The organism is Actinoplanes auranticolor (genome assembly GCF_018332655.1).
GTDB classification, from domain to species: Bacteria; Actinomycetota; Actinomycetes; order Mycobacteriales; family Micromonosporaceae; genus Actinoplanes; species Actinoplanes auranticolor.
The window spans coordinates 14,823-32,680 of record NZ_BOQL01000066.1 but is presented as its reverse complement, the minus strand read 5'-3'; the positions used below and the strand labels follow the sequence as shown (position 1 = coordinate 32,680).

The following is a 17,858-nucleotide window of genomic DNA, read 5'->3' as shown; positions in this document are numbered from 1 at the left end:
GTGCTTTCCGACGCCGAGGTGGCCGCGCTCCATGACCTGCTGAACCCGTGGGACCCGGAGCACCACCCGGCCGACGCGTTCCATCACCGGCTGGTCATGGCGGCCGGCGCCGTGCTCGACGTGGGCTGCGGCACCGGAGCGATGCTGCACCGGGCCCGCGACGCCGGGCACCGCGGGGTGCTGGCCGGGATCGACCCGAATCCGGCTTACCTGGCCCGGGCCCGGCGCCGCGACGCCATCGAGTGGGTGCTCGGCACGGCGGCCGCGACGCCGTGGGAGCAGGAGTTCGAGCTGGCCGTCATGACCGGGCACGCCTTCCAGTGCCTGGTCGAGGACGGCGAGATCCGGGCCGGTCTGGCCGGGGTACGGGCCGCGCTGCGCGAGGGCGGCCGGTTCGCGTTCGAGACCCGGCATCCGCAGGCGCACGCCTGGGAGAGCTGGATCCCCGAGCGGGCGAGGGAGGTGGTGGACGCCGCCGGCCGGGTCCTGCGGGTGAGTCACGAGGTCGAGTCGGTCGTGGACGGCGTCGTCACCTTCACCGAGACGGTCACCGACGCCTCCGGTGCCGCCGTGCACTACGAGCGTCAGGTGCTGCGCTTCCTGGGCCCGGAGGTGCTCAACAGGCTGCTGCGCGAGGCCGGCTTCCGGCTCGACGAGCAGTACGGCGACTGGCACGGCGGCCCGCTGACCCCGGGCAGCCGGGAGATCGTGACCGTCGCCCGCCGCGGTTAGGATCTGCCCGTGCCTGCCGACCCTGTTACCGCGTCCGATGTCCGTGCAGCTGTGTACCTGGCGGCCGATGCGCTGACCACGGTGGTCGACCGGGACTGGCGGGTGCCGGCCGGTGATCTGGAGTGGGACTGCTGGGAGACGGTCGAGCACATCGCCGACGACCTGTTCGCGTACGCGTCGCAGCTCGGCCCGCGCCGCCCTTCGGTGACGGACCCGGTCCCGATCGGCTGGGAGTACCGCCGCCCGGGCGGACCGGCGCTCACCATCTATGCCGTGCCGGAGGAGGGCGGGCAGGCCGGCCTGTTACAGGTGCTCGAATCCTGCGGCGCGTTGCTGGCCGCGATGGTCGAGGTCACCCCGCCCACCGTCCGCTCGCAGCACACCTACGGCGCCTCGGACCCGGAGGGTTTCGCGGCCATGGGCGTGGTCGAGACCCTGGTGCACATGCGTGACGTCGCCGCGGGGCTGGAGCTGCCGTGGGAGCCGCCGCAGGAGCTGTGCGCCCGCGCCCTGGACCGGCTGTTCCCGGATGTTCCGGCCGAGGGCGACAGCTGGCAGGCGCTGCTGTGGGCCACCGGCCGGATCGCCCTGCCCGGCCGTGACCGCCGGGCCTCCTGGCGCTGGGACGGCACGCCGCGCTGAGAAACTCGATTCTGTTCGGTCATCCTCGCCACCGAGCGAGATTGCGGCGGGAGCTCACCGAGGTCGGATGGTCGGCTCCGAGCACACGGAGATATTCGGCCCGCATTCGCCGCAGCAGGTACGCCGGGATCTGTTCCCCTGCGGGCCAATGGCGCAGGCGGCGATCGAGGGTCGACTGGTCTTTGTCCGAAGACGGGCCCCCCAGCCTGATGAGCAACGCCGCGAGATCTGCCCTCGCCTCCGACTGCTCGCCGTTGCGGATGCGCCAGTACGCGATCTGCTGGTGAGTGGCGAAAGTGTCGGGATGCTCTTCACCAAGGACTCTTCGTCGATGGGCGAGGAGTTCCGAGAGAACCACGAGCGCACGCTGTGGTGCGCCTCGCTCGCCCAGCCAGTAGGCGAGGTGAGCCCGTCCGTTCAGCGTGTGCGGGTGGTCGTCTCCCAACACCCTGGATCGCTGGGCGTCCAACGCCTGGAACGTGCGGGCAGCACCGTCCGGGTCTCCGCCTACTCCCAGCCAATGCCCGACGTTGCCCAGAGTGGTGAGACTGTCGGGATGTTCGGAGCCGAGCAATCTCGACCGGTCCGCGTGCAGCCTTCGGAACGCCTGCTCCGCTCCCGCGGCATCGCCGGCCACTCCTCGCCAGTACGCCATGTTGCCGAACGTCAGAAGGGTCTCGGGATGGTCGCGCCCTAGTAACCGGGAGCGGCGCTCGTGCAACAGGCCGAAGGCTTTCGCCGCACCACCGGCGTCTCCGGACGCCCCCCGCCATCTCGCCAGGCTGTGGTGTACCGCGAGTGTGTCGGGGTGGTCGTCGCCGAGGACGCGGGAACAGTCGGAGGCCAGCGAGGTCAATGCGGTGACGGCAGCCGCGTGCCGTCTAGCGGTGCCGAGCCAGCCGGCCAGGCTGTGGTGTATCGCGAGTGTGTCGGGGTGGTCGTCGCCAAGGATGCGGGAACTGTCGGAGGCCAGCGAGGTCAATGCGGTGACGGCCGCGGTGGGTTCTCCTGCGGTGCCGAGCCAGCCTGCGAGACTGTGGCGTACTGCGAGGGTGCGGGGATGGTTGACGCCGTGCACCGCTGTCATGCCAGTCAGCAAGCTCCGCAGGTTTGCCAGGCAACCAGCGTAGTCTCCCGTCGCGCCGCGCCACTGCGCCAGCTCACTTCTGATGTCGAGGGCCTCGGGGTGCTCCTCGCCGAGTACACGGGTGGCGTGACTGTAGGCGGCCGTGAAGTGGGCAACGGCCTGCGCCGGTGACCCGCTCTCACCGAGGCTGCGTCCGAGGCGTCGTATCAAGGGGTGTGGCCCGTCCCGCCACAGTGCCGGGGTGTTGTGTCGAAGGAGCGCCACGGCGTTTGCCCGTAGGACCTGGGACACGCTCATGTCGGTTTCCGGTTCGGGCCAGATCTCCACGAGTGCGTCGGCGTTCGTGGCGACGAGTGAGTCCCGTTCATCATCGGTCAACGACTCACGTACGGCTCTCTGCACCAGAGCGTGGATTCGGAGACTCTGACCCCCTGGACCGTCCGACATACTGATCAGGCTCCACCGCTGCAGGTTGTACAACGCGTCCCTGATGTCGTCGGACTCGACCTCGCCTCGCGGACCACGGGCCGCATCCGAGCGATCCAGGGCGGCCAGGAGCCCTGCGTGAACGCTGAGGGTGAGAAGCAAGCCGTGGGGAATGCCGTTGGGTTCCAGGAAAGCGATGAGGTGGATGAGGGGTTTCGCCAGTCCCGGAGGATCCAGGGCGTCGGCGTCCCTGATCGTCAGGGACCACGTCGCGGCGAGCGTCTGGCTGTGATCATCCGGGAGAGCCCCGCGCTCCGGCAGCACCTGGCTCAGCCTGCGGCGCTGGTCACCGAGCCGCCTGATGTACTGGCGGCACGTCAGTCCCTTGTTCAGCATGAAGGCCGATGCCTGAGCGAGTGCCAGCGGCAGATGACCGAGGTCGTCGGCCAGGTCCGCCGCGCCGTCGAGTTGCGCGGGCGGCAACTGACTGCGCAGGTACCGGTCGCTCTCCTCCGGCGTGAACACACCGACCTCCAGGAAATGGCGGCCGCTTCCGCGTAAGGCGGCCTCCCTCCGGCGGGTGGTCACGATCGTGGACCCCGATGAGGTCAGCGGCGGCCACAAATTGTTCATATGCCCCGGCTCACGCAGATCGTCGATGACCAGGAGCCATCGTCGGTCGGTGTTCGCCAGCCAGGTCAGCAGCCGCTGTGCGGCGGTGTCCGCGGCATCCGCCGTAGCCACGCCGAGGTCGTGGGCGGTTTGCGCGTACGCGGCAATGATGGCGTCGCGGCTGGTCCCGTTCACCCAGACGATGAGGTCGGTCTCGCCGCTTCGCCGGGCTCGATGGCTGACGGCGGCGGCCAGCTGCGTTTTTCCCACACCGCCGAGACCGACCAGAACCGTGATGCCGTTCGTCAGCTGCGGGGTCTCCGGCGAGCGACCGTGCCTGGCCTGGAACGAGGCGGCGATCGGCGGCAGCGAACCGATCTGGAGCGGGAAGACGTCCTCCGCCGACGACGCGCGGGCCAGGAAGATGTTCGTCTGGAAGTTTCCGGCCCCGACCTGCACTCCCCGAGCGCCGGGCAGGGCCACCGGGACTGGCGGACCCTGATCGTCACTGTGGCGCTCCACGGCGTCGTCGCTCACCGCAGGGCCATCTCGAACAGACTGATGCTGAGCCTCGAAGGGGAGCCGAGGAGCTGAAAACCGGGGGACAACGCCACCGCGACGTCACGTCTGTGCACGAAACCCGTTCGTTCGTAGTAGGTCCGGAGCGCGGTGTTCTCGGCGGCGCAGTCCAAGCGGAGCAGTGCCCGGCCATGGCTCAGCGTGAGGTCGGCCGCACGTTCCAGCAGAACCCGGCCATGACCTCGCCTTGGACGGCGCACAGCCAGCCGGTGGACGTAGCCTGCTGCGCTCGTGTCGCCCGGCCACAGCGGATCGGCCCATCGCACCGTCATCGTGCCTGCCGGTCGACCGTCCTCCATCAGAATCCACGTGTTGCCCGCTCTGAGGTCGGCCTCCACCGCGGTCTCCGGAAATGACCTGGGCCATTGCCGGATCCGGAGACCCCAGAGCCGTTCTGCCGCGGTGTTCAGGATCATCAGGACTGCGGATGTGTCGCTCGGCGACGCGACGCGGATCCCGTTCCTGAAAACCTGTCCCTCATTCTCCCCGGACCGCATGACCGATGCCTGCGCTGACCGTCATTCGAATCTGTTGTGCTGCGTATTGCCGTCACCGATCTGTATGCCCTGAGCCCGGGCGGCGTCCACCTGTGGGCGGACCGCGGTCGGCGCGGTATCGCTGCTCGGCGTACGCGTCGAAGGGGATCTTGCACTCTCGCTCAGCCATGCCCAGACGGAGAATCCGCACCCCGCTACGCCGGCCAGCGCACCGACAGTGCTGGCCACCTGATCGGCCTTTTCCAGGCCCGCGGCGATAAAGATCGCACTGAGCGCAATAAGGATCACTCCGGTGGCGAACAGAGCGACGCGACGCATTCTCATCGTTGTATCGTGCCCCAGCTTCGCCGAAGCGGGCCAGAGCTATTGGACGTGCACGCCACCATATGAGTGCCGATCTAGGCGGCGACGACCCCGCCGATGCCGCTGCGCCCGTCCGGGGCGCCCACCAGCTCGACGGACACGCCCGGGCGGACCCGCTCACCGCACACGGCGGCGATCGCGTCGGTGACCCCGGCGATCAGCCGGGCCACGATCTCCGGCGTGTCCGGCCGGTGGAAGGCGCCCTCCTTGATGCCGAACGTGACGCTGGGCGCGGGACCAGCCGCCGGTCTGCCGCCGATGCCCCAACGACCGGCCGGCACGCCGATCAGCCGCACCTCGACGATGTCCCGGGCCCACTCGCCGTAGACCGCCACGACGGCTTCGGTCAGAGCCTCGATCAGGGGCGTCTCCCGTCCGGCGAGCTCGCTCTCCAGCACGTGGACAGTCAGATGCGGCATACCGCCTCCGGTCGGATAGATTTGATGACAAACAATCTTTGATAGCAAAGGTATTGGGGAGGCGCGGGGGTGTCAACACCTCATCCGGCGGACGAGGCGGTCCGCGAACTGATGCTGGTGATGCCGCGGCTGGTCGGCCGGGTGAAACGCATCCCCGTGCCGGAGCAGCTGCGCTCGTTCGACCTCGCGCCCCGTCACCTGTCGCTGCTGTCGCTGCTCCTGCTGGACGGGCCGCAGACCGTGTCCGAGCTGGCCGCGCACCTCAGCGTCGCGCCGACGACCGTCAGCCTGATCGTGGGCGATTTGAGCCGCAAGGGCGTGCTGGTGCGGCGCGAGGACGACGCGGACCGGCGCCGGCGCATCGTCGACATCAGCCCGGCGAGCCGGCCGGCGATCTCGCAGTGGCTCTCGCCCGGCGCCCAGGCGTGGCGTCAGGCCCTCGCGCCGCTGACCCCCGCGCACCGCCGGGTCGTCGTCGACACGCTGCTCGCCTACGAGGCTGCCGTCGCCGGCGCGTCGGACACCGGAGAGCTCAGCCCGCCGACAGATTGAGCTCGAAGCTGTAGCGGCTGGCCCGGTAGACGTGCGAGCCGTACTCCAGGGCGCGGCCGCCGGCGTCCCAGGCCGTCCGGGTCATCGTCAGCAGCGAGGCCCCGCGCTTCTCCTGCAGGGTGCGTGCCTCGGCCGCGTTCGCCGAGCGGGCGCCGATCACCTGCGTCGCGATGCGCGGCACGAAGCCCGCCCGGCGCAGCAGCTCGTAGAGCCCGTACGCGGCCAGATCCGCCGCCTCCAGCCGGATCAGATCCACCGGGATCGCGTTGTGCATCAGCGCGAGGGGCTCGCCGCCGGCGTAGCGCAGCCGTTCGATCCAGGTCACCTCGGCGCCGGGGGCCACCTCCAGGGCCTCGGCCACCTCGGCCGGCGCCGCGATCACGCGCAGGTCGAGCACCTCGGTGCGGGGCTTACGGTCGGCGCTGACCAGGTCGTCGTACAGGCTGGACAGCTCGACCGGGCGGCGCACCTTGGGGTGCACGACCTGGGTACCGACGCCGCGTTTACGCACGAGCATGCCGCGTTCCACCAGATACTGGATCGCGCGGCGGGTGGTCGGACGCGAGACGCCGAGGCGTTCGGCCAGGTCGACCTCGTTCTCGATGCGGGCGCCGACGCCGATCTCGCCCTGCTCGATGAGCTCCTGCAGGCGGCTGGCGACCTGAAAGTAGAGGGGTACGGGGCTGGTCCGGTCGACCTCGACCGGGCGCACCGGACTACGGGCTGGGGAGGGATCGGATGCCATGGAACCCCCTTCGTTTTTCAGTTTGTCATAACAAAGTATTGACGTGGAAGCCCCCACGTTATTACATCGAAACGAGCCGACGCACCGGCCCCGAAGACATTTCACCGCGCCGTAACCAGCACGGCACACCAGGCGCCGCAGCGCGCCCGACTCTCCCCGCACGGCCCATCCGTCATTCCCAGGGGGACGCATGTCCGCAGACGAGGTACTGACCATGGGACGGATCGGCGTCGACCTGTATCCCGAGCAGATCGGCGTCTCGCTGCGCGAGGTCCGCACCTTCGCCAAGTTCCTCGGTGGCAGCCCCACCAACGTCGCCGTCGCCGCCGCCCGCTACGGCCGGCGCAGCGCGGTGATCAGCCGGACCGGCGCCGACCCGTTCGGCGAGTTCATCCACGACGCGTTGCGCGGCTTCGGCGTCGACGACCGCTTCGTCGCACCGGTGGCGGCGCTGCCCACCCCGGTCACCTTCTGCGAGATCTTCCCGCCGGACGACTTCCCGCTGTACTTCTACCGTTTCCCGAAGGCACCCGACCTGGAGATAGCGGAGTCCGAACTGGACCTGGCGGCGATCCGGGCGGCCGGCATCTTCTGGGTCACCGGCACCGGCCTGTGCCAGTCGCCGTCGCGGGAGGCCACCCTGGCCGCGCTGCGGGCCCGCAACAAGTCGGGCATCACGGTCCTCGACCTCGACTACCGGCCGATGTTCTGGGAGTCCCGCGAGCAGGCCCGCGAGTGGATCAGCCAGGCGTTGCCGTACGTGACCGTCGCGGTCGGCAACCTCGACGAGTGCGAGACCGCGGTGGGCGTCCGTGAGCCGCACGCCGCCGCGCAGGCCCTGCACGACGCGGGTGTCGAGCTCGCCGTGGTCAAGCAGGGACCGCTCGGCGTGCTGGCCTCCGACGGCAAGGAACAGGTGCAGGTGCCGCCGGTGCCGATCGAGGTGGTCAACGGCCTCGGCGCCGGTGACGCCTTCGGCGGCGCGCTGTGCCACGGGCTGCTCTCCGGCTGGGACCTGGAGACCACGATGCGCTTCTGCAACGCCGCCGGGGCCATCGTCACCACCCGTCTGGCCTGCGCCGAAGCCATGCCGACCGAGTCCGAGGTCCGCCAGCTGATCGAGGAGGCCGGCCGTGCTTGACGTCCACGAGATCGTCGCCGCCCGGGCCGACCGCCCGGACGCGATCGCCGTCGCCGCGGCCGCCCGCCGCCGGCCCGCCGGCTGGCGCGGTGAGCACGGCCGCATGATGATCATCGCCGCCGACCATCCGGCCCGCGGCGCGCTCCGGGCCGGTCCCGACCCGCTGGCCATGGGCAACCGCGCCGACCTGCTGCGGCGAATCTGCACCGCGCTGGAACGCCCGGGCGTCAACGGCGTACTGGGCACCCCGGACATCCTGGAGGACCTGCTGCTGCTCGGCGCGCTCGACGACAAGGTCGTCATCGGCTCGATGAACCGCGGCGGGCTGGCCGGCACCAGCTTCGAGATCGACGACCGGTTCACCGCGTACGACGGCGACAGTCTCGCCGCGGCCGGGTTCTCCGGTGGCAAGATGCTGCTGCGCATCGACCCGGACGACGCCGGCACCGTGAGCACGCTGGAGAGCTGCGGGAAGGCCGTCGGCGACCTGGCCGCGCACAAGCTGATGGCGATGGTCGAGCCGTTCATCTCGCACCGGGCCGACGGCCGGGTGCGCAACGAGCTCAGCGCCGAGGCGATGATCCGGGCGATGACGGTCGCCGCGGGACTCGGGCCCACTTCGGCGTACACCTGGTTGAAGGTCCCGGTCGTGGCCGACATGGAACGCGTCATGGCGGCGACCACGCTGCCGGCCCTGATCCTCGGTGGCGAGGTCTCCGACGACGCCGAGGCCGCCTACGCGCGGTGGAGCAAGGCGCTGGCCCAGCCGACCGTGCAGGGCCTGGTGATCGGGCGCAGCCTGCTCTATCCACCCGGCGGGGACGTCGCGGGCGCGGTCGACCGGGCGGTGGGCCTGCTATGACACTGCTGCGCCGCGGCGACGCCCAGAGCAAGCCGTTCGAGACCGTCGTGACCCCGCAGAGCGCCGGCTGGGGCTTCAGCGGCCTGCGGATCGTCGAGCTGGCCGTCGGCGCCCGGGTCAGCTTCACCACCGGCGACGAGGAGATGATCGTGCTGCCGCTGGTCGGCGGCTGCGACGTGACCTGCGACGACGAGCGGGTCACCCTGACCGGGCGGCGTTCGGTGTTCTCCCGGGTCACCGACTTCGCGTACCTGCCGCGTGACGCGGCGGTCACCGTCCGGGCGGCGACCGGCGGCCGTTTCGCCCTGCCCGCGGCCCGCGCGGACCGGCGGCTGCCGTTCCGCTACGGGCCGGCCGAGGACGTCCCGGTCGAGCTGCGCGGGGCCGGGCAGGCCAGCCGGCAGGTCAACAACTTCTGTACGCCGGACTCGTTCGACGCCGACCGGCTGATCGCGGTGGAGGTGCTCACCCCGGGCGGCAACTGGTCGTCGTACCCGCCGCACAAGCACGACGCGCCGGGGGAGAGCGAGACCGCGCTGGAGGAGATCTACTACTTCGAGGTGGCCGGTTCGCCGTCGGGCGCTGCCGGGGCCGGCTATCAGCGCGTGTACGGCCACCCGGACCGCCCGATCGACATCTGCGCCGAGGTGCGCAGCGGGGATGTCGTGCTGATTCCGTACGGCTGGCACGGCCCGTCGATGGCCGCGCCCGGTTACGACCTCTACTACCTCAACGTCATGGCCGGTCCGGGGGAGCGCAAGTGGCTCTTCTCCGACGACCCGGCCCACGCCTGGGTCCGGGGCACCTGGACCGGGCAGGCGATGGACCCCCGGCTGCCCCTGACGTCCGCAACCGAGAGGAGGCGCCCGTGAGACTCACCGTCGCCCAGGCCGTCGTCACGTTCCTGGCCAACCAGTGGACCGAGCGGGACGGCGCCGAGCAGCGCGCGATCGCTGGCTGTTTCGGCATCTTCGGCCACGGCAACGTCGCCGGGGTCGGTCAGGCCCTGCTCCAGGCGCAGCGCACGGGCTCGGCCGCCCTGCCGTACCACCTGGCCCGCAACGAGCAGGCCATGGTGCACGCCGCGGTCGGCTACGCCCGGATGAAGAACCGGCTGTCGGCACTGGCCTGCACGGCCTCGATCGGGCCCGGCTCGACCAACATGCTGACCGGCGCGGCGCTGGCCACGGTCAACCGGATCCCGGTGCTGCTGCTGCCCAGCGATGTCTTCGCGACCCGGGTCGCCGCGCCGGTGCTGCAGGAGCTGGAGGATCCGCGCTCCTACGACGTGTCCGTCAACGACGCGTTCCGGCCGCTGTCGCGGTTCTTCGACCGCGTGTGGCGTCCTGAGCAACTTGCGTCGGCGCTGCTGGGGGCGATGCGGGTGCTCACCGACCCGGTGGAGACCGGCGCGGTGACGATCTGCCTGCCCCAGGACGTGCAGGCCGAGGCGTACGACTTCCCGGACGCCCTGTTCGCCAAGCGCGTGTGGCACGTGGCCCGGCCGGTGCCGGAGCCGGCCGCGATCGAGCGGGCCGCCGAGGTGATCCGGTCCGCCCGCCGTCCGCTGATCGTCGCCGGCGGCGGGGTGATCTACTCGGAGGCCTCCGCCGCGCTGGACGCCTTCGCCCGCGCCACCGGCATCCCGGTCGCCGACACCCAGGCCGGCAAGGGCGCACTGAGCTGGGACCACCCGAACTCGGTGGGCGGAGTCGGCTCCACCGGCACCCCGGTCGCCAACCGGCTCGCCCGGGAAGCCGACGTGATCATCGGCATCGGAACCCGCTACAGCGACTTCACGACCGCCTCCCGCTCCGCCTTCGCCGACCCGGACGTCCGGTTCGTCAACCTGAACGTGGCGCCCTTCGACGCGGCCAAGCAATCCGCGGTCTCCGTCGTGGCCGATGCCCGGGCCGCCCTGGAGGCACTGACCGCCGCCCTCCCCGGCTACCGCTGCGACGTGTCGTACGCGGACGACGTCGCGGCGTGGCAGCGGGAGGTCGATCACGCGTACCACCTCGGCCACGGACCGCTGCCGGCCCAGAGCGAGGTCATCGGCGCGGTCAACGACGCCTGCGGCCAACGTGACGTGGTCGTGCAGGCGGCCGGCAGCATGCCCGGTGACCTGCAACTGCTGTGGCGCGCCCGGGACCCGAAGCAGTACCACGTCGAGTACGGCTACTCCTGCATGGGCTTCGAGATCGCCGGCGCGCTCGGCATCAAGATGGCCGACCCCTCCCGCGAGGTGTACGCGCTGGTCGGCGACGGATCGTACCTGATGATGGCGCAGGAGATCGTCACCGCCGTGGCCGACGGCATCAAGCTGATCGTCGTCCTGGTCCAGAACCACGGGTTCGCCTCGATCGGCGCGCTGTCGGAGTCGCTCGGCTCGCAGCGTTTCGGCACCAGTTACCGCTACCGCGGCGCGGACGACGACTACGACGGCGACCGGCTGCCGGTCGACCTGGCGGCCAACGCCGAGAGCCTCGGCGCGCACGTCATCCGGTGCCGCGGCATCGCCGAGCTCACCGAGGGCCTCAAGCGGGCCCGCGAGGCCGACCGGCTCACCGTCGTGCACATCGAGACCGACCCGCTGTCCCCGGTGCCGTCCAGCGAGAGCTGGTGGGACGTGCCCGTCTCGGAGGTCTCGGCGCTGGACAGCACCCGGTCGGCCCGGACCGCCTACGAAACGGCCAAGCGCGGCCAGCGGCAGTATCTCTAGAGAGGGCAGTGCCTTGACCACCATCGAACATTGGATCGGCGGCAGCTTCACCAGTGGTGCCGCCACCCGCCGCGCCCCGGTCTACAACCCGGCGACCGGCGCTCAGCAGCACGAGGTGGTGCTGGCCGAGAGCGCCGACGTGGACGCGGCCGTGGCGGCGGCGCGTACGGCCTTCGAGTCCTGGAGCCAGGCGTCGCTGAGCGCCCGTACGAAGATCATGTTCGACTTCCGCGAGCTGGTCAACGCCAACGTCAAGCCGCTCGCCGAGCTGGTGTCCGACGAGCACGGCAAGGTCCTCAGCGACGCGGCCGGCGAGGTCCAGCGCGGCCTGGAGGTCATCGAGTTCGCCTGCGGCATCCCGCAGCTGCTCAAGGGTGAGTACTCCGACCAGGCGTCGACCGGCGTGGACGTGTTCAGCTTCCGTGAGCCGCTCGGGGTCTGCGCCGGCATCACCCCGTTCAACTTCCCGGTGATGGTCCCGATGTGGATGTACCCGGTCGCCATCGCCTGCGGCAACACGTTCGTGCTCAAACCCAGCGAGCGTGACCCGTCGGCGTCCAACTACATCGCCGACCTGTGGCGCCAGGCCGGTCTGCCCGACGGCGTCTTCAACGTCGTGCACGGCGACAAGGCCGCCGTCGACGCGCTGCTGCAGCATCCCGACGTCGCCGCGGTCTCCTTCGTCGGCTCCACGCCGATCGCCCGCTACATCCACCGGCAGGCGTCCGCGACCGGCAAGCGGGTGCAGGCCCTCGGCGGCGCCAAGAACCACGCCGTCATCCTGCCCGACGCCGACCTCGAGTTCGCCGCCAACCACCTGGCCGCGGCGGCGTTCGGCTCGGCCGGCGAGCGGTGCATGGCGATCTCCGCGGCGGTCGCCGTCGGCGCCGCCGGTGACCCGCTGGCCGACATCCTGACCCGCAAGGCGAGCGAGGTGGTGGTCGGCTCCGGCCGCGACCCGAAGAGCGAGATGGGCCCGGTGGTCACGGCCGCGGCCCGCGACCGGATCGAGGGCCTGATCGGTACGGGCGAACAGCAGGGCGCCAAGCTGCTCGCCGACGGCCGCGGGCTCAAGGTGCCGGGCTTCTCCGACGGCTTCTTCGTCGGCCCCACGGTCATCGACCAGGTGCGGACCTCGATGGACGTCTACACCGAGGAGATCTTCGGGCCGGTGCTGTCGGTGGTGCGCTCGGACACCGTCGAGGCGGCGATCGACCTGATCAACGCGAACCCGTACGGCAACGGCACCGCCATCTTCACCAGCAGCGGTGAGGCCGCACGGCGCTTCCAGCGCGGGGTACGGGTCGGGATGATCGGCATCAACGTTCCCATCCCGGTGCCGATGGCCTACTACTCCTTCGGCGGCTGGAAGGACTCTCTCTTCGGCGACAAGCACATCCACGGTCCGGAGGGCGTCTCGTTCTACACCCGCGGCAAGGTCGTGACCTCCCGGTGGCCGCACGTCGAGGCCGCGCACGGCGCCAGCATGCACTTCCCGACGGCGAGCTGAGGCAGCGATGAGACGACTCCGGCTGGGCAGCTGTCCCGACTCCTGGGGCGTGTGGTTCGCCGACGACCCGCGGCAGACCCCCTGGCAGCGCTTCCTCGACGAGCTGGCCGGGGCCGGCTACCGGTGGCTGGAGCTGGGCCCGTACGGCTATCTGCCCACCGACCCGGCCCAGCTGCGCGACGAGCTCGCTCGCCGGGACCTGACCTGTGCCGGCGGCACGGTCGCCGGCGTCGGCGGCCCGCACAAGGATTTCGCGGCCGTGCTGGCCGAGACCCGCAAGGTCGCCGAGCTGATCACGGCCCTCGGCGCCGAGAACCTGATCTTCGTCCCGGTGCCCGGCTACCGCGACGACGTGACCGGGGTCTACCACGAGCCGGCCGAGCTGAGCCCGGAACGCTGGCGGGCACTGATCGACAACAGCAACACCCTCGGCAAGGTCCTCGCCGAGGAGTACGGCCTCACCATGCAGTTCCATCCGCACGCCGACTACCACGTGGAGACCCAGGCGCAGACCGAGCGCTTCCTGTCCGACACCGATCCGCGCTACGTCTCGCTGTGCCTGGACACCGGCCACCTCGCCTACCGGCGGGCGGACATCCCGGCCGTCATCCGCAAGTACCCCGAGCGGATCGGCTACGTGCACATCAAACAGATGGACCCGGCGATCGCCGAGCGGGCCGAGCGCGAGGACCTGGCCTTCGGGCAGGCCGTCGCGCTGGGCGCGAGCGTCGAGCCGCCGGCGGGCCGGCCGGACGTGCCGTCCGTGCTGGAGGCCCTCAACGAGTTGGACGCCGACCTGTTCGTCGTCGTCGAGCAGGACATGTACCCGGTCGACTTCGACCTGCCCCTGCCGATCGCCACCCGTACCCGTGCCTATCTGAATTCCGTCGGTCTGTGACGACCGCTCCCCTTGTGAAGGAAGGAACCTCATGACGCTGAGTCGCATCCGAGGTGCACGCCTGGTCGCCGTGGCGGCGGTGCTGGCCCTCGGGCTCACCGCCTGCAGCGATGGCGGCAGGCAGGAGACCACCGACAACTCCGGCGGCGGTGGCAACGCCCCCGGCAGTTCCGGCTACACGATCGCGATGATCACCCACGAGACGCCGGGTGACACCTTCTGGGACAAGATCAAGTCCGGCGCCCAGCAGGCCGCCAAGGACGAGGGCGTGACCCTCAAGTACTCCAACGACCCGGACGCGTCCAAACAGGCCGTGCTGATCCAGAACGCGGTCGATTCCAAGGTGAACGGCATCGCCACCACCCTGGTGACCCCGGACGCCCTGGCCGGCTCGGTGAAGGCGGCCACCGACGCGAAGATCCCCGTGGTCGGCCTCAACGCCGGAATCGACCAGTACCAGAAGCTCGGCGCCCTGATGTACTTCGGCTCCGACGAGACCGTGGCCGGCACCAGCGCGGGCGAGCGCATCGCCGCCGCCGGGGCCAAGCACCCGTTGTGCGTCATCCACCAGGCCGGCTCCGTCTCGCTGGAGGCCCGCTGCGCCGGCGCCAAAAGTGCGGCGCCGGGCACGGAGAACATCCAGGTGAACGGCGCCGACGACTCGTCGGTGACGTCCACGCTGCAGGCCAAGCTGGCCCAGGACAAGTCGATCGACTACATCATCACCCTGGGCGCGCCGATCGCCCTGGACGCGCTGAAGGCCAAGGACGCCGCCGGCAGCTCGGCGAAGGTGGTCACCTTCGACCTCAACGCCGAAATCGCCCAGCAGGTCCAGGACGGCAAGGTCGAGTTCTCCATCGATCAGCAGCCGTACGTCCAGGGGTACCTGGCCGTCTCCTCGCTCTACCTCTACCTGAAGAACGGCAACGACATCGGTGGCGGCAAGCCGGTGCTCACCGGGCCGTCCTTCGTCGACAAGACGAACATCGACAAGATCCTGCCGTTCACCAAGACCAACACCCGGTAGTCGCTCGCCGGGGGAGGTCGCGGGTCGCGACCCGGCCTCTCCCGGCACAGGTAGTCATCGGAGCACAACCATGACCCATGTCCAGACGTCCCCTCCGTCCACCGCACCACCGTCCGATTCGGCCAACCGGGTCACCCTCGGGCTGTCCAACCGCATCCTCGCCCGTCCCGAGGTCGGTGCCCTGGTGGCGGCGATCCTCATCTTCGTCTTCTTCCTGGTGTCCGCCCCCGCCTTCCGCTCGGGTGAGTCGTTCTTCACCGTGCTCTACCAGTCCTCCACGATCGGTATCGTCGCGGTGGGCGTCGGCCTGCTCATGATCGGCGGCGAGTTCGACCTCTCCGCCGGTGTCATCACCACCACGGCCGGCCTGGTCAACTCGATGGTGTGCTGGTACTTCGGGATGAACCTGTGGGTCGGTGCGATCCTCTCCCTGGTCTTCTGCCTGTTCATCGGCTTCGTCAACGGCTTCCTGGTGATGAAGACCGGTATCCCCAGCTTCCTCATCACGCTGGGCACGTTCTTCGTGCTCCAGGGGGCCAACCTCGGCGTGACCAAGCTGGTCACCGGCTCGGTGTCCAGTGCCGACATCAGTCAGATCGACGGCTTCGCCTCGCTGCAGAAGATCTTCTCGTCCAGCTTCAAGATCGGCCCGGTCACCGTGTGGATCACGGTCATCTGGTGGATCCTGTTCGTCGCGCTCGCGGCCTGGATCCTGCAGCGCACCCGCACCGGTAACTGGATCTACGCCGTCGGCGGCAACCCGGACAGCGCCCGCGCGGTCGGCGTACCGGTGATCCGCACCAAGATCGGCCTGTTCATGACCGTGTCGTTCCTGGGCTGGTTCATCGGCATGCACACGCTGTACCGCTTCAACACGCTGCAGGCCGGCAACGGCGTGGGCAACGAGTTCCTCTACATCATCGCCGCGGTCGTCGGCGGCACGCTGCTCACCGGCGGCTACGGCAACGCGATCGGTGTCGCGATCGGCGCCTTCATCTTCGGCATGACCAGCCTGGGCATCGTCTACGCCGGCTGGGACCCGAACTGGTTCAAGGCCTTCCTCGGCGTGATGCTCCTGCTCGCCGTACTGGTCAACCTGTACGTCAAGCGGATGTCGACCGCACGGAAGGTGGGATGAGAAATGACTGACACCTTGGCCGATCACGCCGACGCGGGGCTGCGCAGGGGTGAGCCGCTCATCGAGATGACCGGCATCGGCAAGAGCTACGGCGCGATCCGGGCCCTGCGCGGCATCAACCTGCGGGTCAACGCGGGCGAGGTCACCTGCGTGCTCGGCGACAACGGCGCCGGCAAGTCCACCCTGATCAAGATCATGTCGGGGCTGCACCCGCACAACGAGGGCAGCCTCAAGGTCGACGGCAAGGAGCTGACCTTCGCGTCCCCGCGGGAGGCCCTGGACCACGGGATCGCCACCGTGTACCAGGACCTGGCCGTGGTCTCGCTGATGGAGGTCTGGCGCAACTTCTTCCTCGGCTCCGAGCTGACCGCCGGCAGGTTCCCGCTGGCCGGCATGAAGATCAAGGACATGAAGCGGATCGCCGACGAGGAGCTCCGCAAGATGGGCATCGTCGTCAAGGACATCAACCAGCCGATCGGCACGCTCTCCGGCGGCCAGCGCCAGTGTGTGGCGATCGCCCGCGCGGTGTACTTCGGCGCCCGGGTGCTGATCCTGGACGAGCCGACGGCGGCGCTGGGCGTCAAGCAGTCCGGCGTGGTCCTCAAGTACACGGCGGCGGCCCGCGACGCCGGCCTCGGCGTCGTGTTCATCACCCACAACCCGCACCACGCCTACCTGGTCGGCGACCACTTCATCATCCTCAAGCTCGGTGGCACGGCCCTGGACAAGAACCGCTCCGAGGTGGGCCTGGACGAGCTGACCACCCAGATGGCCGGCGGCGACGAACTGACCGAGCTGTCGCACGAGCTCGGCCGATGAGCAGCATGTTGCGGGTCGGTGTCATCGGCACCGGAATGATCGGCCGGGACCACATCCGGCGGATGACCACGGTGCTGGCCGGTGTGACGGTCACCGCCGTCACCGACGTCGACGTGGACACGGCCAAGAAGGTCGTCGAGGGCCTGCCGGGCGCCACGCTGCACGCCACGGGCGAGGAGCTGATCGCCGACCCGGCGGTCGACGCGGTCGTCGTCTGCTCGTGGGGACCCACCCACGAGCAGTACGTGCTCGCGTCGATCGCCGCGGGTAAGCCGGTCTTCTGCGAGAAGCCGCTGGCCACCACCCAGGAGGCTTGCCTGCGGATCGTGCAGGCCGAGGTGGCGGCCGGCCGCCGGCTGGTGCAGGTCGGCTACATGCGCCGGTACGACGCGGCGTACCGGGCCCTCAAGCAGGTGGTCGACAGCGGTGCGATCGGCGCGCCGCTGATGATGCACTGCGCGCACCGCAACGCGGACGTGCCCGCCTTCTACGAGAAGGAGAGCGCCATCACCGACACCGCGGTGCACGAGATCGACATGGTCCGCTGGATGTTCGGCGAGGAGATCACCGCGGCCCGGGTGCTGATCCCGCGGCGGAGCCGCAACGGCGGCCCCTTGCAGGACCCGCTCTTCCTGATCCTGGAGATGGCGGGCGGCGCGCTGGTCGACGTGGAGATCTCGGTGAACATCCGGTACGGCTACGACATCCGCGGCGAGGTCGTGGGTGAGGACGGTACGGCGGCGCTGGGCGAGCTGAGCCCGGTGACGGTCCGGACGTCCCGGCAGGTGTCCACGCCGGTGCCGGCCGACTGGCGCGAGCGGTTCCTGCGCGCGTACGACGGGGAGATCCAGGAGTGGATCGACTCGCTGGCCGGCGGCGGCACCCCGGTGGGCCCGAACGCGTGGGACGGCTACGCGGCTGCGGTGGTGTCGGACGCGGGCGTGGCGGCCCTGCGCAGCGGGGACCGCGTACCGGTGGTGCTGGCTGCTCGTCCGGACCTCTACGCCGCCGAGGCGGTGCTGTCGTGAAGATCGCGCTGGATCCGTACATGTTGCGCGGGGTTCCGTTGCTGGAGTTGCCGCGGACG

At 70.1% G+C, this 17,858-nt stretch carries 18 protein-coding genes; 13 read left to right on the top strand and 5 right to left on the bottom strand.

The features are described 5' to 3' along the window. Nucleotides 1-732, top strand: coding sequence for a class I SAM-dependent DNA methyltransferase (locus tag Aau02nite_RS36785; protein WP_212993247.1), 732 nt, complete (start codon nucleotides 1-3; stop codon nucleotides 730-732). Nucleotides 733-741: 9 nt separating this feature from the next. Then, nucleotides 742-1,374, top strand: coding sequence for a hypothetical protein (locus Aau02nite_RS36780; RefSeq protein WP_212993246.1), 633 nt, complete (start codon nucleotides 742-744; stop codon nucleotides 1,372-1,374). A gap of 19 nt (nucleotides 1,375-1,393) precedes the next feature. On the opposite strand, the gene Aau02nite_RS36775 is transcribed toward Aau02nite_RS36780, so the two are convergent. The 4 genes from Aau02nite_RS36775 to Aau02nite_RS36760 all read right to left on the bottom strand — a co-directional run bounded on the left by Aau02nite_RS36775 (nucleotide 1,394) and on the right by Aau02nite_RS36760 (nucleotide 5,357). Next, nucleotides 1,394-4,036 (bottom strand): tetratricopeptide repeat protein, encoded by a 2,643-nt coding sequence (locus Aau02nite_RS36775; protein WP_212993245.1) that lies wholly within the window; start codon nucleotides 4,034-4,036, stop codon nucleotides 1,394-1,396. Continuing rightward, on the bottom strand, nucleotides 4,033-4,494 hold the full coding sequence (locus tag Aau02nite_RS36770; RefSeq protein ID WP_212993244.1) for a GNAT family N-acetyltransferase: 462 nt from the start codon (nucleotides 4,492-4,494) through the stop codon (nucleotides 4,033-4,035). The genes Aau02nite_RS36775 and Aau02nite_RS36770 overlap by 4 nt, the downstream gene beginning before the upstream one ends. A gap of 102 nt (nucleotides 4,495-4,596) precedes the next feature. After that, nucleotides 4,597-4,899, bottom strand: coding sequence for an RIP homotypic interaction motif-containing protein (locus Aau02nite_RS36765; protein ID WP_212993243.1), 303 nt, complete (start codon nucleotides 4,897-4,899; stop codon nucleotides 4,597-4,599). Between the two features lie 74 nt (nucleotides 4,900-4,973). Continuing rightward, complete coding sequence (locus Aau02nite_RS36760; RefSeq protein WP_212993242.1) at nucleotides 4,974-5,357, bottom strand: tautomerase family protein; 384 nt, start codon at nucleotides 5,355-5,357, stop codon at nucleotides 4,974-4,976. A 69-nt stretch (nucleotides 5,358-5,426) separates the two neighbouring features. On the opposite strand from Aau02nite_RS36760, the gene Aau02nite_RS36755 reads away from it, so the two are divergent. After that, complete coding sequence (locus tag Aau02nite_RS36755) at nucleotides 5,427-5,909, top strand: MarR family transcriptional regulator (RefSeq protein WP_246595712.1); 483 nt, start codon at nucleotides 5,427-5,429, stop codon at nucleotides 5,907-5,909. On the opposite strand, the gene Aau02nite_RS36750 is transcribed toward Aau02nite_RS36755, so the two are convergent. Next, nucleotides 5,890-6,654, bottom strand: coding sequence for a GntR family transcriptional regulator (locus tag Aau02nite_RS36750; protein WP_212993241.1), 765 nt, complete (start codon nucleotides 6,652-6,654; stop codon nucleotides 5,890-5,892). The genes Aau02nite_RS36755 and Aau02nite_RS36750 overlap by 20 nt on opposite strands. 190 nt (nucleotides 6,655-6,844) lie before the next feature. Between Aau02nite_RS36750 and iolC the strand changes: the two genes are divergently transcribed. The 10 genes from iolC to Aau02nite_RS36700 all read left to right on the top strand — a co-directional run bounded on the left by iolC (nucleotide 6,845) and on the right by Aau02nite_RS36700 (nucleotide 17,799). Further along, entirely contained in the window at nucleotides 6,845-7,795 is a 951-nt protein-coding gene (iolC, locus tag Aau02nite_RS36745; protein WP_212993240.1) for a 5-dehydro-2-deoxygluconokinase, read from the top strand. Continuing rightward, nucleotides 7,788-8,657 carry a Cgl0159 family (beta/alpha)8-fold protein gene (locus tag Aau02nite_RS36740; protein WP_212993239.1) on the top strand — a complete coding sequence of 290 codons (870 nt, stop codon included), beginning with the start codon at nucleotides 7,788-7,790 and terminating at the stop codon, nucleotides 8,655-8,657. The genes iolC and Aau02nite_RS36740 overlap by 8 nt, the downstream gene beginning before the upstream one ends. Further along, nucleotides 8,654-9,529, top strand: coding sequence for a 5-deoxy-glucuronate isomerase (gene iolB / locus Aau02nite_RS36735; RefSeq protein WP_212993238.1), 876 nt, complete (start codon nucleotides 8,654-8,656; stop codon nucleotides 9,527-9,529). Before Aau02nite_RS36740 ends, iolB begins: the two co-directional genes overlap by 4 nt. Beyond that, the gene (gene iolD / locus Aau02nite_RS36730; RefSeq protein WP_212993237.1) at nucleotides 9,526-11,379 is read left to right on the top strand and encodes a 3D-(3,5/4)-trihydroxycyclohexane-1,2-dione acylhydrolase (decyclizing); all 1,854 of its coding nucleotides are present in this window, start codon (nucleotides 9,526-9,528) and stop codon (nucleotides 11,377-11,379) included. The genes iolB and iolD overlap by 4 nt, the downstream gene beginning before the upstream one ends. A gap of 13 nt (nucleotides 11,380-11,392) precedes the next feature. Continuing rightward, nucleotides 11,393-12,889, top strand: a complete 1,497-nt coding sequence (locus tag Aau02nite_RS36725; RefSeq protein WP_212993236.1) for a CoA-acylating methylmalonate-semialdehyde dehydrogenase — start codon at nucleotides 11,393-11,395, stop codon at nucleotides 12,887-12,889. A gap of 7 nt (nucleotides 12,890-12,896) precedes the next feature. Continuing rightward, complete coding sequence (locus tag Aau02nite_RS36720; protein WP_212993235.1) at nucleotides 12,897-13,787, top strand: TIM barrel protein; 891 nt, start codon at nucleotides 12,897-12,899, stop codon at nucleotides 13,785-13,787. Between the two features lie 31 nt (nucleotides 13,788-13,818). Then, a complete protein-coding gene (locus tag Aau02nite_RS36715) occupies nucleotides 13,819-14,814 on the top strand; it encodes a sugar ABC transporter substrate-binding protein (RefSeq protein WP_212993234.1) in 996 nt (331 codons plus the stop codon). A 70-nt stretch (nucleotides 14,815-14,884) separates the two neighbouring features. After that, entirely contained in the window at nucleotides 14,885-15,952 is a 1,068-nt protein-coding gene (locus Aau02nite_RS36710) for an ABC transporter permease (protein WP_212993233.1), read from the top strand. A gap of 3 nt (nucleotides 15,953-15,955) precedes the next feature. Then, entirely contained in the window at nucleotides 15,956-16,771 is an 816-nt protein-coding gene (locus Aau02nite_RS36705) for an ATP-binding cassette domain-containing protein (RefSeq protein ID WP_212993232.1), read from the top strand. Then, nucleotides 16,768-17,799, top strand: coding sequence for a Gfo/Idh/MocA family oxidoreductase (locus tag Aau02nite_RS36700; protein ID WP_246595711.1), 1,032 nt, complete (start codon nucleotides 16,768-16,770; stop codon nucleotides 17,797-17,799). Before Aau02nite_RS36705 ends, Aau02nite_RS36700 begins: the two co-directional genes overlap by 4 nt. Nucleotides 17,800-17,858: the final 59 nt, after the last annotated feature.

Coding starts and splice junctions, on each gene's coding strand:
- Aau02nite_RS36770 (WP_212993244.1), bottom strand. CDS start 4,494: ATGATCCTGAACACCGCGGCAGAACGGCTCTGGGGTCTCCGGATCCGG.
- Aau02nite_RS36765 (WP_212993243.1), bottom strand. CDS start 4,899: ATGAGAATGCGTCGCGTCGCTCTGTTCGCCACCGGAGTGATCCTTATT.
- Aau02nite_RS36760 (WP_212993242.1), bottom strand. CDS start 5,357: ATGCCGCATCTGACTGTCCACGTGCTGGAGAGCGAGCTCGCCGGACGG.
- Aau02nite_RS36750 (WP_212993241.1), bottom strand. CDS start 6,654: ATGGCATCCGATCCCTCCCCAGCCCGTAGTCCGGTGCGCCCGGTCGAG.
- iolC (WP_212993240.1), top strand. CDS start 6,845: ATGTCCGCAGACGAGGTACTGACCATGGGACGGATCGGCGTCGACCTG.
- iolB (WP_212993238.1), top strand. CDS start 8,654: ATGACACTGCTGCGCCGCGGCGACGCCCAGAGCAAGCCGTTCGAGACC.
- Aau02nite_RS36720 (WP_212993235.1), top strand. CDS start 12,897: ATGAGACGACTCCGGCTGGGCAGCTGTCCCGACTCCTGGGGCGTGTGG.
- Aau02nite_RS36715 (WP_212993234.1), top strand. CDS start 13,819: ATGACGCTGAGTCGCATCCGAGGTGCACGCCTGGTCGCCGTGGCGGCG.
- Aau02nite_RS36710 (WP_212993233.1), top strand. CDS start 14,885: ATGACCCATGTCCAGACGTCCCCTCCGTCCACCGCACCACCGTCCGAT.
- Aau02nite_RS36705 (WP_212993232.1), top strand. CDS start 15,956: ATGACTGACACCTTGGCCGATCACGCCGACGCGGGGCTGCGCAGGGGT.
- Aau02nite_RS36700 (WP_246595711.1), top strand. CDS start 16,768: ATGAGCAGCATGTTGCGGGTCGGTGTCATCGGCACCGGAATGATCGGC.